Source organism: Falsiroseomonas algicola (genome assembly GCF_011040385.1).
Classification (GTDB): Bacteria; Pseudomonadota; Alphaproteobacteria; order Acetobacterales; family Acetobacteraceae; genus Falsiroseomonas; species Falsiroseomonas algicola.
Window position 1 is genome coordinate 39,321 of the sequence record NZ_JAAIKB010000024.1, and the last position, 13,836, is coordinate 53,156.

Below are 13,836 nucleotides of genomic sequence, written 5' to 3' on the forward strand. Positions count from 1 at the left end.
CGCCCCCGCATCTCCCGAGCCCGACGGAACCTGCCCATGTCCCTTCGCCTGATTGCCGCCACCGGCGCGGTCTTCGCGCTGTCCACGCCCGCCATGGCGCAGGGCAGCCTCAACATGCTCTGCGCGCCCGCCGCCGATTGGTGCGAGGCCATCGCTGCCGGCTTCCAGCGGGAGACGGGCATCCGCGTTGCCATGGCGCGGAAATCGGCGGGCGAGATCCTGGCGCAGATCCGCGCGGAGGCGGCCAATCCGCGCACCGACATCTGGTTCGGCGCCTCGGCGGAGACGCATATCTCGGCGGCGGAGGCGAACCTGCTGCAGCCCTACACATCGCCGAACATGGCGGGGCTGCATCCCTGGGCGCAGCGCGTGCACGCGATGTCCGGGGAGCGCTGCGTCGGCGTGTCGTCGGGCGCGATCGGCCTGGCCTGGAACCGGGAGCTGATGGCGCGGAAGAACCTGCCGCTGCCGGCGAGCTGGGCGGATCTGCTGAACCCCGCCTATCGCGGCGAGATCCAGCTGCCGAACCCCAACTCCTCCGGCACCGCCTACACCATCATCGCGGGGCTGGTGCAGCTCTGGGATGAGGATCGGGCCTTCGACTACCTGAAGCGCCTGCATGCGAATGTGAACGCCTATACCCGCTCCGGCGCCGCGCCGATGCAGGCGGTGTCGCGGGGCGAGACGGCGATGGCGGTGAGCTTCAACATGGAGGTCACCTCCATGCAGCAGGCGGGATTCCCGATCGAGCTGGTCTTCCCGACGGAGGGCACGAGCTACGAGGTGGCCTGCATGTCGATCATCCGCGGCGCCCGCAACCTGGCGCAGGCGCGGCGCTTCTATGACTGGTACCTGACCCCCGCGGCGATGAACATCGCCACCACGGCCAACCAGTTCCACACCCCCGCGCATCGCGACGCGGCGCCGGATGCGCGGATCGCAGACCTGTCGCGCGTCAACCTCATCAACTACGATTTCGCCGCCTATGGCCAGGCCGATACGCGCCGGCGAATCCTCGCGCGATGGGACCGCGAGATCGGGTCCCTGCCGCGATGAGGGCCGCACTCGGCTGCACCGCGATCCTCCTGCTCCCTGCGCTGCCGGCCTCCGCGCAGGGATCGCTGAACCTCTACTGCTCCGCCACCATCGAATGGTGCACGCCGATCGCGCGAGGGTTCGAGCGCGAGAGCGGCATCCGCGTGGTGCTCAGCCAGAAATCCACCGGCGAGATGCTGGCGCAGCTGCGCGCGGAAGCGCGCAACCCGCGGGGCGACGTCTGGTGGGGCGGCACGGGCGATCCGCATGTGGCGGCGGGGGAGGAAGGCCTCACCGTCGCCCATGAAAGCCCGCGCATCGCGGAGCTGCATGACTGGGCGCAGGCGCAGTGGCGGCAGACGGAGGGCCGCACCGTCGGCGTCTATGCCAGCGTGCTCGGCTTCGGCTTCAACACGGAGTTGGTGGCGCGCCGCAACCTGCCCGCGCCGCGCTGCTGGGCCGATCTGCTGAACCCCGCCTATCGCGGGGAGATCCAGATGGCCAATCCCAACTCCTCGGGCACCGCGTATATCGTCATCGCGACGCTGGTGCAGATGATGGGGGAGGAGCCGGCCTTCGACTACCTGAAGCGCCTGCATGGCAGCATCAACGCCTATCCCCGCAGCGGCACGGCGCCGATCACGGCGGTGGCGCGGGGGGAGACGGCGCTGTCCATCTCCTTCGTCCACAACGCGGCGGAGGAAGCGGCGGCGGGGTTCCCCGTGGGCCATGCCGTGCCGTGCGAGGGCACGGGCTACGAGATCGGGTCCATGTCCATCATCCGCGGCGCCCGCAACATGGCGAATGCGCAGCGCTTCTACCACTGGGCGCTGAGTGCGGAGGCGCAGATCGCGGCGAGCGCGGAAGCGCGCAAGCTGCAGACCATGGCCAACCGCAACGTGCCGCTGACCGATGGCGCGCCCAACATGGCGACGGCGCGGATCATCGACTACGACAATGCCCGCTTCGGCGCGGGTGCCGAGCGCCGCCGCCTGCTGGCGCGCTGGGACCGTGAAGTGGGCGCGCTGCCGCGATGAGGTTTGCCGGATCCTCCCTGTTCTTCTGGCTGATCGCCGCCATCGGCACCGCGCTGGTGCCCTGGCACATGCAGCAGGATGGGCTCACCGTGCCCGGGCTGATGGCGCTGGGGCAGGAGGATCCGGAAGCATCTTCCGCGCTGTGGCAGGCGATCGCGCATGGGCGCTGGTGGTTCTGGCCGGTGGTGGCGCTGGTGGCGCTGGCGCTGCCGGGCGCGCTTCCCGCCGGCAGCGCGCGGGCGCGCTCCACCTTCCTGCTCTGGGGCGGCGGGCTCGGGCTGGCGGCCATCGTGGCGCAGGGCCTCGCCATCGGGGTGCAGGGCTGGTCCTTCCCCTGGCTGGAGGCAAATTTCGGCGAGTTGAACGATCGCCAGTTCGGCTTCGGCCTCGGCGCCTGCATGGCCTTCCTCGGCTGCCTGGTGATGCTGACGGATGGCCTGGCGCTGCGCGGGCTGTTCAAGGGGGATCGCTTCGTCTCGGGCGCGGTCGGGCTGCTCGTCGCCTCCATCATCGTCTTCACCGCCTGGCCGGTGCTCACGATGATGAGCCAGATGTTCGCGCCGCGCGGCGACATGTCCATCGCGGCCTCCATGGCCGACCGGCTGGTGGACAACAAGATCTGGGGCCTCGGCTGCGTGACGGGCCGCGTCAATTGCGGCGTGTTCTGGAACACGCTGGTGCTGGCGACGAGCACGGCGACGGCGGCGACGATGCTCGGCCTCTGCTTCGCGCTGATCGTCACCCGCACGGCGTTTCCGGCCAAGCGGGCGATGCGGCTGCTGACGGTGCTGCCCATCATCACGCCGCCCTTCGTCATCGGCCTTGGCCTGATCCTGATCTTCGGGCGGTCGGGTGTCGTGAACCAGATCGTCGCCTCCGTCTTCGGCGTCGAGCTCGGGCGCTGGATCTACGGCTTCAACGGCGTCTTTCTCGCCCAGGTCTTCTCCTTCACCCCCACCGCCTTCCTGGTGCTGATCGGCGTGGTGGAGGGCATTTCACCGACCATGGAGGAAGCGTCCCAGACGCTGCGCGCGTCCAAGATGCGCACCTTCCGTGCCGTGACGCTGCCGCTGATGGTGCCGGGGCTGGCCAATGCCTGGCTGGTGGTCTTCGTGGAAAGCCTGGCCGATTTCGGCAACCCGATCGTGCTCGGCGGATCCTTCGGCGTGCTGTCCACCGAGATCTTCTTCGCCGTCGTCGGCGCGCAGCAGGATTTCGGCCGCGCGGCGGTGCTGGCGGCGATCATGCTGGTGGTGGGCCTGGCAGCCTTCATGCTGCAGCGGGCCGTGGTGGGGCGGCGGTCCTATGTCTCCGTCACCGGCAAGGGCGATGGCGGGCTGCAGCAGGTGCTGCCGCGGCCCGTGAAGATCGTGGCCTTCGCCATCGCGATCCCCTGGGCGGTGCTGACCATCACGGTCTACACCATGGCCATGGCCGGGGCGTTCGTGCGCGTCTGGGGGCGCGACTGGACCTTCACGCTCAGCCATTTCCAGCGCGCCTTCGCCATCGAATGGGCGGCCGATGGGCGCATGCTGTTCAGCGGCGGCGCCTGGCATTCGCTGGTGACGACGATCCAGCTGGCGGCCGTCGCGGCACCCATCACGGCGGGCATCGGCTTGCTCGCCGCCTGGGTGCTGACGCGGCAGCGCTTCGCGGGTCGCACGGCGCTGGAATTCGCGCTCATGCTGACCTTCGCGGTGCCGGGCACCGTGATCGGCGTCGCCTATATCCTGACCTACAACATCCCGCCGCTCGAGATCACCGGCACGGCCTTCATCCTCGTCGCCTGCTTCGTCTTCCGTAACCTGCCGGTCGGCGTGCGATCCGGCGTCGCGGCGATGAGCCAGCTTGACAAGTCGCTGGATGAGGCCGCGATCACGCTCCGCGCCTCCACCTTCCGGGCGCTGACGACGGTGGTGCTGCCGCTGCTGAAGCCCGCCATCGTCACCGCGCTGGTCTATTCCTTCGTCCGTGCGATGACGACGGTGTCCGCCGTAATCTTCCTGGTCTCCGCGGAATACGAGATGGCGACGGTCTTCATCATCAACCGCGTCATCAATGGCGATTACGGCCTCGCCATCGCCTATTGCGCCGTGCTGATCGTGCTGATGATGACGGCGATCGGCCTCATCAACCTCGTCGTCGGCCGTCGTCGCCTCGGCCGACGGAGCGCCCAGCCTGCCGGAGCCGCCGCATGACCCTGCCCCTGAAGCTCAGCGGCGCGGAGGTGCGCCTCGCCGGCATCGGCAAGCGCTACGGGCAGGTGACGGCGGTGAAGCCGCTCGACCTGGTGATCGAGGGCGGCACGCTGGTCACGCTGCTCGGCCCCTCCGGCTGCGGCAAGACGACGCTGCTGCGCATGATCGCGGGGCTGGAGCAGGCGACGGAGGGGCGGCTGTTCATCGGCGGCAAGGACGTCACGCTGCTGCCTGCGGGCGAGCGCAACGTCTCCATGGTGTTCCAGTCCTACGCGCTTTTCCCGCACATGTCGGTGCTGGACAATGTCGCCTATGGCCTCGTCTCCTCCGGCATCCGCAAGCGCGATGCGCATGCGAAGGCCGAGGCGGCGCTGGAAACGGTGGGCCTGAAGGGCTTCGGCGGGCGCCTGCCGTCGGAGATGTCGGGCGGGCAGCAGCAGCGCGTCGCGGTGGCGCGGGCGCTGGTTCTGGAGCCGGAGGTGCTGCTGTTCGACGAGCCGCTGTCGAACCTCGATGCGCGGCTGCGGCGGAGCATGCGGGAGGAGATCCGGGCGCTGCAGCAGCGGCTCGGCCTGACCGTCGTCTATGTGACACATGACCAGGCGGAGGCGCTGGCCGTCTCCGACAAGATCGTCGTCATGCGCAATGCGGAGATCGCGCAGGCCGGCACGCCGGAGGAACTCTACACCCAGCCGGGCAACGTCTTCGTCGCCACCTTCATGGGGGAGGCGAACCATGTGCGCGGCGTGGTGGAGAGCATCGACGGCGCGCTGGCGACGGTGAAGCTGGATGAGGCGGTGCTGACCCTGCCGCATCGCGGGACGACGCCCGGGCCGGTCGATATCGTCATCCGGCCGGAGGCGATCCGCATCAGCAATTCGCCCGTAGGCCTGCCGGCCAAGGTGGCGCGTGCGACCTATATGGGGTCGCACACCGAATATCACTTCGCGACGGCGGCGGGCGAGTTGTTCGCGGTCGGCGCGGACCGGCTGAAGCGGCGCGCGCCCGGCGAAGCCGTCATGCTGGCGCTGGACCCGGAGGGGGTCGTTCTGGTCAAGCCGTAGCGGGCAGGCGCAGCGACGCGTCCAGCAGCGCCCGCGTGTAGTCATGCGCGGGCGCATCCAGCACCTGGTCGCGCGGGCCTTCCTCCACGATGCGGCCGGACTGCATCACCACGACGCGGTCGGCGATCTCCTCCACCACGCCAAGATCATGCGTGACGAAGAGGCAGGCGAAGCCGCGCTTGCGCTGCTGGTCGCGCAGCAGCGCGATCACCTGCTTGCGCACCGTCGCATCCAGCGCGCTGACGGCTTCGTCGGCCACGACGAAGGCGGGGTTGCGGACCAGCGCGCGCGCGATGGCGACGCGCTGGCGCTGGCCGCCGGACAGCGCGTGGGGATAGCGGTCGCCGAGGCCGCCGAGGCCGACCTCCGCCAGCATCGCCTCGGCCCGGCGCTGGCGTTCGGGGATGGGCATGCCGGCGGGCAGACGCAGCGGTTCGGCCACGATGTCGCGCACGCGCATGCGCGGGTCGAGCGACGAATAGGGATCCTGGAAGACGATCTGGCAGGCGAGGCGGAAATCGAGCAGCGCCGGGCCGGTGCTGGCCGTCACGTCCTGACCTCGGAAAAGCAGCGAGCCGCCGCTGGCGGGCAGCAGGCGCAGCATGGCGCGGCCAAGCGTCGTCTTGCCGGAACCGGAGCCGCCGACCAGGGCCACGACCTCCCCGGGATGGATGCTCAGCGAAACCCCTTGCACCGCCTGCATCGGCGCGGCGCGGCGGAACCATCCGCCGCGGCCGGGATAGGCCACCGACAGGTCGCGCGCCTCGATCAGTGGCGCGGCTTGCGGCAGGGCACGCGAAGGACCACGGCGGGGCAGGGCGGCCACCAGCGCCTGCGTGTAGGGCTGCCGCGGGGCGGCCAGCAGAGGCGCGGCCGCGCCTTCCTCCACCGCCTGGCCGGCCTGCATCACCAGCGCGCGGTCGGCATGGCGCGCGACCAGGCCGAGATCATGCGTGATCAGCAGGATCGCGCTGCCCTGTTCCCGCGCCAATTCCTTCATCAGCGACAGCACCTCCGCCTGGGTCAGCGTGTCGAGCGCCGTCGTCGGCTCGTCCGCGATCAGCAGGCGCGGGCGCAGCAGCATGACGGAGGCCAGCATGATGCGTTGGCGCATGCCGCCGGAGAATTCATGCGGGAAGGCCTGCAGACGCCGTTCCGGATCGGTGATGCCGACGCGCTCCAGCATGGCGATGCAGGCCTGGCGCCGCGACCTGGCATCCAGCGTCCGGTGCAGCGCGAGGCCTTCTTCCATCTGCGCGCCGATGCGCTGGGCGGGGTTCAGCGAGGTCATGGGTTCCTGGAACACCATGCCCATGCCGGGGCCGCGCAGCGCGCGCAGCCTTGCCGGTGACAGTGCGGAGAGGCCCTGGCCGGCGAAGGCGATGCGGCCGCCAGACTGGCGGAGCCCCGGCGGCAGCAGGCCGATGACGGCGCGGGCCGTGGCACTCTTGCCCGATCCGCTTTCGCCGACCAGGGCCAGCGTCTCGCCCTCCGCCACCGTGAAAGAAAGGTCACGCACGACCTCCCGCATGCCGGCGGCAATGCGAAGAGCCGCGACCTCCAGCACGCTCATGCGCCGTCCCTCGGATCGAGCAGGTCGCGCAGCGCATCGCCCAGCAGGTTGGCGCCGAGCAGGCAGATGGCGATCAGCGCGCCGGGGGCGATGGAGAGCAGCGGCGCCTCCTGCATGAAGGGGCGGGCGGAGGCCAGCATGTTGCCCCAGGTGGCGGCGGGCGGTGGCACGCCGAGGCCGAGGAAGGAGAGCGCGCTTTCCGACAGGATCACCCAGCCGAAGAGCGAGGTCGCGAGCACCGTGACGGGCGCTGCCGTGTGCGGCAGCACGTGGCGGAGCAGCGTATAGGCCTCCGAATTGCCCAGCGCGCGCGATGCCTCGACGAACTCACGCTCCCGGATCGACAGCACGCTGCCGCGCACCACGCGCGCGACCGTCGGCGCATAGGCGAGCCCCAGGGCCAGGACGATGCCGGACCGCGACGGGCCGATGACGGCCAGCAGGCCGAGCGCCAGCAGGATGCCGGGGAAGGCCAGCAGCGTGTCGTTCACCGCGCCGAGCACGCGATCGACCCAGCCGCGGAGGAACCCACTGGCGAGACCGATCGCAATGCCGATCGCCAGCGCCACCAGCACCGTCGCCGCCGCGACGCCGAGGCTGGTGACGGCGCCCGCCATCAGCCGCGATGCGACGTCGCGCCCGAACTCGTCGGTGCCGAGCCAGTAGTCGGCCGAGGGCGGGCGCAGGCGGCGGCGCAGATTCGTGCGCGTGGGGTCATAGGGCGTCCAGGCCAGGGCGAGGACAGCCAGGGCCAGCACGGCGCCCATCAGCGTGCCGCCGATCACCAGGTTCAGCCGCAGCCGCATCATTCGGCCGCCACGCGCGGATCGAAGACGGGGTAGAGCAGGTCCACGGCCAGGTTCACGCTGACATAGACCAGCGCGATGAAGAGCATGACGCCCTGGATGACGGGATAGTCGCGCGCGAAGATGGCATCGACCAGCAGCCGGCCGAGGCCGGGCAGGGTGAAGACCGTCTCGATCACCGCGATGCCGCCGAGCAGATTGCCGAGCACCAGCCCCACCAGCGTCAGCGTCGGCGCGAAGGCATTGGGGAAGGCGTGGCGCAGCAGGACGCGGGATTCGGGCACGCCCTTGGCGCGGGCATGCGCGATGTAGTCGAGGCGCAGCACCTCGATCGTGGAGGCGCGGGCCATGCGGATCAGCACGCCGATCTCGACCAGCGCAAGGGTCGCGATGGGCAGGAGGATGTAGTGCAGCGCCGCCCAGGGGTTCTCCGCGAAGGTGACGTAGCCGACGACCGGCACCCAGCCGAGCTTCAGCCCGAAGACCAGCAGCAGGATCAGCCCGAGCCAGAAGGAGGGGATGGAGAGCAGCAGCGTCGCCAGCGACACCGCGGCGATGTCGCCCCAGCTGCCCTGCTTCCAGGCGGCGAGCATGCCCGCCGGCACGGCCAGCAGCACGGCGATGGCGACGGCGGCGAGCACGATGGCGGCGGTGACGCCGAAGCGGTCCAGGATCAGCGGGCCCACGGCCTCCCCGCTCGTGATGGAAAAGCCGAGGTCGCCGCCCAGCAGCTGCGACAGCCAGAGCGCGAACTGCACGGGAAGCGTGCGGTCCAGGCCCATGCTGGCGCGAAGGTCCGCGATGGCCTCCGGCGTCGCCGCATCGCCCAGCACCAGCAGCGCGGGGTCGCCGGGGATGAGGCGCATCAGGAAGAAGACGCTGGCGGCGACCAGCAGCAGGGTCGGGATCGCCGCCAGCAGGCGCTTCAGGACGTAGAGCGCCACCTCAGCGAACGATCCGCACGCCCCAGGCGCGTGGCGCGTCCACGGCCCAGGAGCGGTAGCCCTGGACATGGCGCGGCGTCACGCCATGGGTCGTGGAGGAATAGAGCGCGATGATCGGCACCTCCTCCATCAGCCGCGCCTGCATCGCCTCGAACAGCGAGCGGCGGCGGGCAGGGTCGCCCTCCGCCATGGTCTGGTCGAGCATCGCCTGCACGGCGGGATTGTCCCAGGCCTTGCGGGGCTGCGTCGCCTTGGGGCCGGTGAACATCTCGAAGGACAGGGACGGATCGAGGCGGGCGGAGAAGCCGAAGGCCATCATCTGGTAGTCGCCGCGGCTGTAGCGATCCAGCTGCGTCGCCCATTCCAGCACTTCCAGCTCGCTCTCGATGCCCGCTTCCTTCAGCATGTCCTGCACCACGACGGCGATCTCGTAGAAGGCCTCGTAGCGGCGGGTGGTGATGATGCGGAGCTTCTGGCCGCGATAGCCCGCTTCCTGCGCAAGCCGCCGCGCCTGCGCCAGGTCCCGCGGCGGCACCTCCAGCATCGCCGGCGTGTTGAAGGCGGAGCCCGGCGGGATGGGGGATCGGCTGGGGCGCGATCCGCCCTCGCTGACCGCGCGCACGAGTTCGGGCACGTCGAGCGCCAGGGCGATGGCGCGGCGCATGCGGACATCCTGCAGCAGCGGATCGCGCGTCTGCATCAGCACCGTCTGCAGATCCATCGACGGCGCGGAGTGCACGCTGAAGCCGGGACGGGCGCGGAGGTCCGGCAGGTCCCGCGACCGTGCATCGGGCAGGATGTCGATATTGCCGGCGATCAGCGCGGCGCGCGAAGCGGCCTCGTCCGGGATGATGGTGAAGCGCACGCGTTCCACCAGCGGCGTCTTGTTGCCGGCAAGGCCCGTGGGCTCCCCGGGCAGGGCCGCGTAGTCGGCGAAGCGCGTCAGCTCCACGAACTGCCCGCGGCGCCATTCGCCGAGGCGGAAGGGGCCGGTGCCGATGGGCGCGCGCCAGCTGCCATCCGCGTTCAGGCTGTCCCGGTGCCAGATGCCGGCCTGGCCGCAATCCGGCCTTGCGAGAATGGTCAGGAACAGCGCGGAGGGTTTCTCGAGGCGCATGACGACGGTGCGGTCATCCGGCGTCTCCACCGCCGTCAGGCGCGTGGCGGCGGAATCGAGGTCGGCACGGCAGCGCCAATTCGTCTCCCGCCGCATGTAGCGCTGCATGGCAAAGGCGACGTCGGCCGAGGTCAGCGCCTGGCCGTTGTGGAAGCGCACGCCGGCGCGCAGCGGGAAGGTGTAGGTCAGGCCATCGGGGGAGACGTCGACACGCTCCGCCAGCATCTGCGCCACCGTCGCATCGTCGCGCAGCGCGACCAGGCCCTCCACGATGTGCCAGGCGATTCCATCCGTATTGGCATCGCGGTTCACGCCGGGGTCGGTGGAGCGGATGTCGGCGTTCATCCGGATGCGCAGCAGGTCCTGCGCCGCCGCCGGGGCGGCCAGGGCACAGGCTGTGGCCAAGGCCGCGAGGGCAGTGCGAAACTTCATCGATCAACCCTTTTCCCGCCGGTTTCGGTTCTTCATTTGCACGAAATACCAAAACGGCGTTAGGTTCAAGCGTGACGATGACAGCCCCGATCTCCCCCCTCCATCACGACCTCGCCCGTGCCGCCCGGCAGATCTGGCTGACGGAGGGGACGCCGCCCGGCAGCCCGGTGGTGGAGGCCGTGCTGGCGGGGCGGCTCGCTGTTTCCCGCACGCCGGTGCGCGCCGCGCTGCGGCTGCTGGAGGAGGCGGGGATCACGCAGCGGCGTGGCCGGCTGATGGTGGTGGCCGATCCCGCCCGCGAATTGCCGGCGGTGGAGGCGCGCGATCCCGTCGATGCGCTGGTCGGCGCCATCGCCCGGGCGCGGGAGGAGCGCCGCCTGGCCGATATCGTCCGGGAATCCGATCTGATGCGGGAGTTCGGCCAGCCGCGAGGCCTCGTCTCCCGCGCCCTGGCGAAGCTCGCGACGCTCGGCGTGGTGGCGCGCAACCCGGCACAGGGGTGGCACTTCGCGGCGACGCTGGCAGGGGAGGAGGAGCGCATGCAGGCCATGCGCTTCCGCCTGGTGCTGGAACCCGCGGCGCTGCGCCAGCCCGGCTACGCGCTGGACCCGGCCTTCGCCCGGGCGATGCGGGAGGCGCATGAGGCAGTGCTGGCGAGGCCCTGGCGCGATGTGGAGGCGGTACGGCTGTTCGAGATGAATGCGGCCTTCCACCTCGGCCTGGCGCAGGGCAGCGGCAACCGCTTCTTCATCGATGCGGTGGAGGCGCAGAACCGGCTGCGCGCGCTGGTCAATGCGGATTGGCGCTTCGGCGACAACCGCGCGCATGACAGCTGCCGCGAGCACCTGGCGGTGCTGAATGCGCTGGAAGCCGGCGACAACGAGCGCGCCGCGATGCTGCTGGAAGACCATCTGCGCTGCGCGGGCCCATGAGGCAGCGCTCCCTCTGGCAGGACACCGCGACGCCACCCGTGCCCCTGCTGCCGCTGGAGGGCGTGGCGGAGACCGAGGTCGCGATCGTCGGCGCGGGCTATACGGGGCTGTCCACGGCGCTGGCGCTGGCGGAACGCGGCGTGGCGGTGACGGTGCTGGAGGCGGAGGCACCGGGCGCGGGTGCCTCCGGCGCCAATGGCGGGCAGGTCATACCGGGGCTCAAGCATTTCGTGCAGGACCTCGTGAAGGATTTCGGCGATGCGCTCGGACGGCGGCTGCACCAGGCGGGTGCCGTGGATACGGATGCGCTCTTCGCGCTGATCGCGCGGCTCGGCATCGACTGCGAGGCGACGCGCGCTGGCTGGCTGCAGGTGGCGGACAACCCGGTGGCGCTGGAGGAATGCCGGCAGCGGGCCCGCGCCTGGGCTGAATGGGGCGCGCCGGTGCGGATGCTGGGGACGGAGGAGGTGCGCGCCATCACGGGGGCGGTCGGTTACCTCGGCGGCTGGATCGATGAGCGTGGCGGCAGCGTGCAGCCGCTCTCGCTGGCGCGCGGGCTGGCGCGGGCGGCGATGGCGGCGGGCGCGCGGGTGCATGCGCCATCGCGAGTCACCGCGATCCGCCCGGAAGGCGCGGGCTGGCGGCTGGAGACGGCGGCGGGCGCGCTTCGGGCACGGCGCGTGGTGCTGGCGACGAATGCGGCGCCGGGGCGGCTCTGGCCGGGGCTCGCGCATACCATCATGGCGGTCTGGTCCTTCCAGACCGCGACGCGGCCTGGCGCCGGCGTGCTGCCGGGCGGGCAGGTGGTGTCCGATACGCGACGCGTGCTGCGCTACTGGCGGCGCGATGCGGCGGGGCGGCTGGTGGTCGGCGGCAAGGGCACGCTGCGCGCGCCGCGCGGTCCGCGATCCTTCAGCGTGCCGGAACGCATGCGGGCCAGGCTCTATCCCGCGCTGCCGGATGTGGCGCCCGACTACTACTGGGGCGGGCGCGTCGGCATCACGCCGGACCGGCTGCCGCGGCTGTTCCACCTGGCGGAGGGCGTCTTCGCCGTGATGCAGGACAACGGCAAGGGCGTGGCCTGGTGCACCGCATCGGGGCCTGCGCTGGCCGACCTGCTGACGGGCGCGCCGCCGGAGGACCTGGCGCTGCCGCCCGTCACGCCCCTTCGCCCCATTCCGCTGCACCCCTTCCGCAGCGTCTATGCCGCCGCCGGATCACTGTATTTCCGGGCGCGGGATGCGCTGGATCGCGCGAGGACCGCATGAACCACCTGCCGAACACGCCCGTGCTGGAAGACGGCGTCTGGCTGCCCTTCACCGCCATGCGCGGCTTCACCGAAGCGCCGATGATCTTCGATCGGGCCGAGGGCATGCACTACGTCACCCCCGAGGGCCATCGGGTGCTGGACATGATGGCGGGGCTCTGGTGCGTGAATGCGGGGCACGCCCATCCGCGCATCACGGCGGCGATCAGGGAGGCCGCGGGGAAGCTCGACTTCGTGAGTTCCTTCCGCATGTCGCATCCCGGCGCCTTCGCCTTTGCCCGACGCCTGCTGGATGCCGTGCCGGGGATGGCGCGCGCCTTCTTCAGCAATTCGGGGTCGGAGGCGGTGGACACCGCGCTGAAGATCGCCCGCGGCTACCACCGCGCCCGCGGCGATGCGGCTCGGACCAAGTTCATCGGGCGGGCGAAGAGCTATCACGGGGTCGGCTTCGGTGGCCTCAGCGTCGGCGGCATCGCGCGGCACAAGCGGGATTTCGGGCCGCTGCTGGCGGATGTCTTCCACATGCCGCTGCCGCATGACCCGGCGCAGCGTTTTCTCCGTGACCGCCCGCCGGCGGGCGACCATTGGCTGGCGGGGCTGGACGACATTCTCGCGGTGCAGGATCCCTCCACCGTCGCGGCCATCATCGTGGAGCCGGTGACGGGGTCGGGCGGCGTCTACCCGCCGCCGATCGGCTACCTGGAGGCGCTGCGCGCGCGCTGCGACAGGCACGGCATCCTGCTGATCTTCGACGAGGTCATCACGGGCTTCGGGCGGCTCGGCGCCTGCACGGCGGCGGAGGCGCTGGGTGTCTGGCCGGATATCATGACCCTGGCGAAGGGGCTGACCAACGGCGCGGTGCCGATGGGTGCCACGCTGGTGGATGGCCGCGTCTTCGACGCCTACATGCAGGGCCCGGCCGGCGCGCCGGAACTCATGCATGGCTACACCTACTCCGCCCATCCGCTGGCCTGCGCGGCGGGGATGGCGGCGCTGGATGCCTATCAGCAGGAGGGGATGTTCGAGGCCTCGGCCCGCATCGCGCAGCCCTTCGCGGCGGCGCTGCTGGCGTTGCAGGGCGCGCCGCATGTCATCGATGTCCGCCATTGCGGGCTGCTGGCGGCGGTGGAGCTGGAGCCCCGCGAGGGCGCCCCCGGGGCGCGCGGTGCGGCGGTGGCGGATGCCTGCTTCACCGATGGCGTGCTGGTGCGCGCGGCCGGCGACACGATGGTGCTCTCGCCCCCGCTGGTGGTGACGGAGGCTCAGGTGGCGCAGACCGTGGAGGCGATGGCGCGGGCGCTGGCGACCATCGGCTGACCCTCAACGGGCAGGTGCGGGAGTTCCCCCACCCCAACCCTCCCCCGCAAGCGCGCTAGTAGATTCACACATCTGCATAGGTCTGGAGGGTTTTGAGAGCGGTTTTGCCGGCCT

The 13,836-nt window shown here is 70.9% G+C and carries 11 protein-coding genes; 7 read left to right on the forward strand and 4 right to left on the reverse strand.

Annotation, left to right across the window (positions count from 1 at the left end):
- The first annotated feature begins 36 nt into the window (after positions 1-36).
- Genes G3576_RS29100 through G3576_RS29115 form a run of 4 tightly spaced genes read left to right on the forward strand, consistent with a single transcriptional unit; the run spans position 37 to position 5,334 of the window.
- Positions 37-1,056: an ABC transporter substrate-binding protein gene (locus G3576_RS29100; RefSeq protein WP_164698008.1), complete on the forward strand. Its 1,020-nt coding sequence runs from the start codon at positions 37-39 to the stop codon at positions 1,054-1,056.
- On the forward strand, positions 1,053-2,072 hold the full coding sequence (locus tag G3576_RS29105) for an ABC transporter substrate-binding protein (protein WP_164698009.1): 1,020 nt from the start codon (positions 1,053-1,055) through the stop codon (positions 2,070-2,072). The genes G3576_RS29100 and G3576_RS29105 overlap by 4 nt, the downstream gene beginning before the upstream one ends.
- Positions 2,069-4,270 (forward strand): ABC transporter permease, encoded by a 2,202-nt coding sequence (locus tag G3576_RS29110; protein WP_164698010.1) that lies wholly within the window; start codon positions 2,069-2,071, stop codon positions 4,268-4,270. The genes G3576_RS29105 and G3576_RS29110 overlap by 4 nt, the downstream gene beginning before the upstream one ends.
- Complete coding sequence (locus tag G3576_RS29115) at positions 4,267-5,334, forward strand: ABC transporter ATP-binding protein (RefSeq protein ID WP_164698011.1); 1,068 nt, start codon at positions 4,267-4,269, stop codon at positions 5,332-5,334. Before G3576_RS29110 ends, G3576_RS29115 begins: the two co-directional genes overlap by 4 nt.
- On the opposite strand, the gene G3576_RS29120 is transcribed toward G3576_RS29115, so the two are convergent.
- The 4 genes from G3576_RS29120 to G3576_RS29135 are packed head-to-tail and all read right to left on the reverse strand — an operon-like array spanning position 5,324 to position 10,206.
- Entirely contained in the window at positions 5,324-6,907 is a 1,584-nt protein-coding gene (locus G3576_RS29120; protein ID WP_164698012.1) for a dipeptide ABC transporter ATP-binding protein, read from the reverse strand. The genes G3576_RS29115 and G3576_RS29120 overlap by 11 nt on opposite strands.
- On the reverse strand, positions 6,904-7,716 hold the full coding sequence (locus G3576_RS29125; protein WP_207623097.1) for an ABC transporter permease: 813 nt from the start codon (positions 7,714-7,716) through the stop codon (positions 6,904-6,906). The genes G3576_RS29120 and G3576_RS29125 overlap by 4 nt, the downstream gene beginning before the upstream one ends.
- On the reverse strand, positions 7,713-8,657 hold the full coding sequence (locus G3576_RS29130) for an ABC transporter permease (protein ID WP_328730085.1): 945 nt from the start codon (positions 8,655-8,657) through the stop codon (positions 7,713-7,715). Before G3576_RS29130 ends, G3576_RS29125 begins: the two co-directional genes overlap by 4 nt.
- Position 8,658: 1 nt before the next feature.
- The gene (locus G3576_RS29135) at positions 8,659-10,206 is read right to left on the reverse strand and encodes an ABC transporter substrate-binding protein (protein WP_164698014.1); all 1,548 of its coding nucleotides are present in this window, start codon (positions 10,204-10,206) and stop codon (positions 8,659-8,661) included.
- Between the two features lie 77 nt (positions 10,207-10,283).
- On the opposite strand from G3576_RS29135, the gene G3576_RS29140 reads away from it, so the two are divergent.
- The 3 genes from G3576_RS29140 to G3576_RS29150 are packed head-to-tail and all read left to right on the forward strand — an operon-like array spanning position 10,284 to position 13,722.
- A complete protein-coding gene (locus G3576_RS29140) occupies positions 10,284-11,138 on the forward strand; it encodes a GntR family transcriptional regulator (protein ID WP_235952526.1) in 855 nt (284 codons plus the stop codon).
- Complete coding sequence (locus G3576_RS29145) at positions 11,135-12,406, forward strand: NAD(P)/FAD-dependent oxidoreductase (RefSeq protein WP_164698016.1); 1,272 nt, start codon at positions 11,135-11,137, stop codon at positions 12,404-12,406. Before G3576_RS29140 ends, G3576_RS29145 begins: the two co-directional genes overlap by 4 nt.
- A complete protein-coding gene (locus G3576_RS29150; RefSeq protein WP_164698017.1) occupies positions 12,403-13,722 on the forward strand; it encodes an aminotransferase class III-fold pyridoxal phosphate-dependent enzyme in 1,320 nt (439 codons plus the stop codon). The genes G3576_RS29145 and G3576_RS29150 overlap by 4 nt, the downstream gene beginning before the upstream one ends.
- Positions 13,723-13,836: the final 114 nt, after the last annotated feature.

Excerpts from the sequence above, each read along its gene's own strand:
- G3576_RS29100 (WP_164698008.1), top strand. The coding sequence starts at position 37 with ATGTCCCTTCGCCTGATTGCCGCCACCGGCGCGGTCTTCGCGCTGTCC.
- G3576_RS29105 (WP_164698009.1), top strand. The coding sequence starts at position 1,053 with ATGAGGGCCGCACTCGGCTGCACCGCGATCCTCCTGCTCCCTGCGCTG.
- G3576_RS29110 (WP_164698010.1), top strand. The coding sequence starts at position 2,069 with ATGAGGTTTGCCGGATCCTCCCTGTTCTTCTGGCTGATCGCCGCCATC.
- G3576_RS29115 (WP_164698011.1), top strand. The coding sequence starts at position 4,267 with ATGACCCTGCCCCTGAAGCTCAGCGGCGCGGAGGTGCGCCTCGCCGGC.
- G3576_RS29120 (WP_164698012.1), bottom strand. The coding sequence starts at position 6,907 with ATGAGCGTGCTGGAGGTCGCGGCTCTTCGCATTGCCGCCGGCATGCGG.
- G3576_RS29125 (WP_207623097.1), bottom strand. The coding sequence starts at position 7,716 with ATGATGCGGCTGCGGCTGAACCTGGTGATCGGCGGCACGCTGATGGGC.
- G3576_RS29135 (WP_164698014.1), bottom strand. The coding sequence starts at position 10,206 with ATGAAGTTTCGCACTGCCCTCGCGGCCTTGGCCACAGCCTGTGCCCTG.
- G3576_RS29140 (WP_235952526.1), top strand. The coding sequence starts at position 10,284 with ATGACAGCCCCGATCTCCCCCCTCCATCACGACCTCGCCCGTGCCGCC.
- G3576_RS29145 (WP_164698016.1), top strand. The coding sequence starts at position 11,135 with ATGAGGCAGCGCTCCCTCTGGCAGGACACCGCGACGCCACCCGTGCCC.
- G3576_RS29150 (WP_164698017.1), top strand. The coding sequence starts at position 12,403 with ATGAACCACCTGCCGAACACGCCCGTGCTGGAAGACGGCGTCTGGCTG.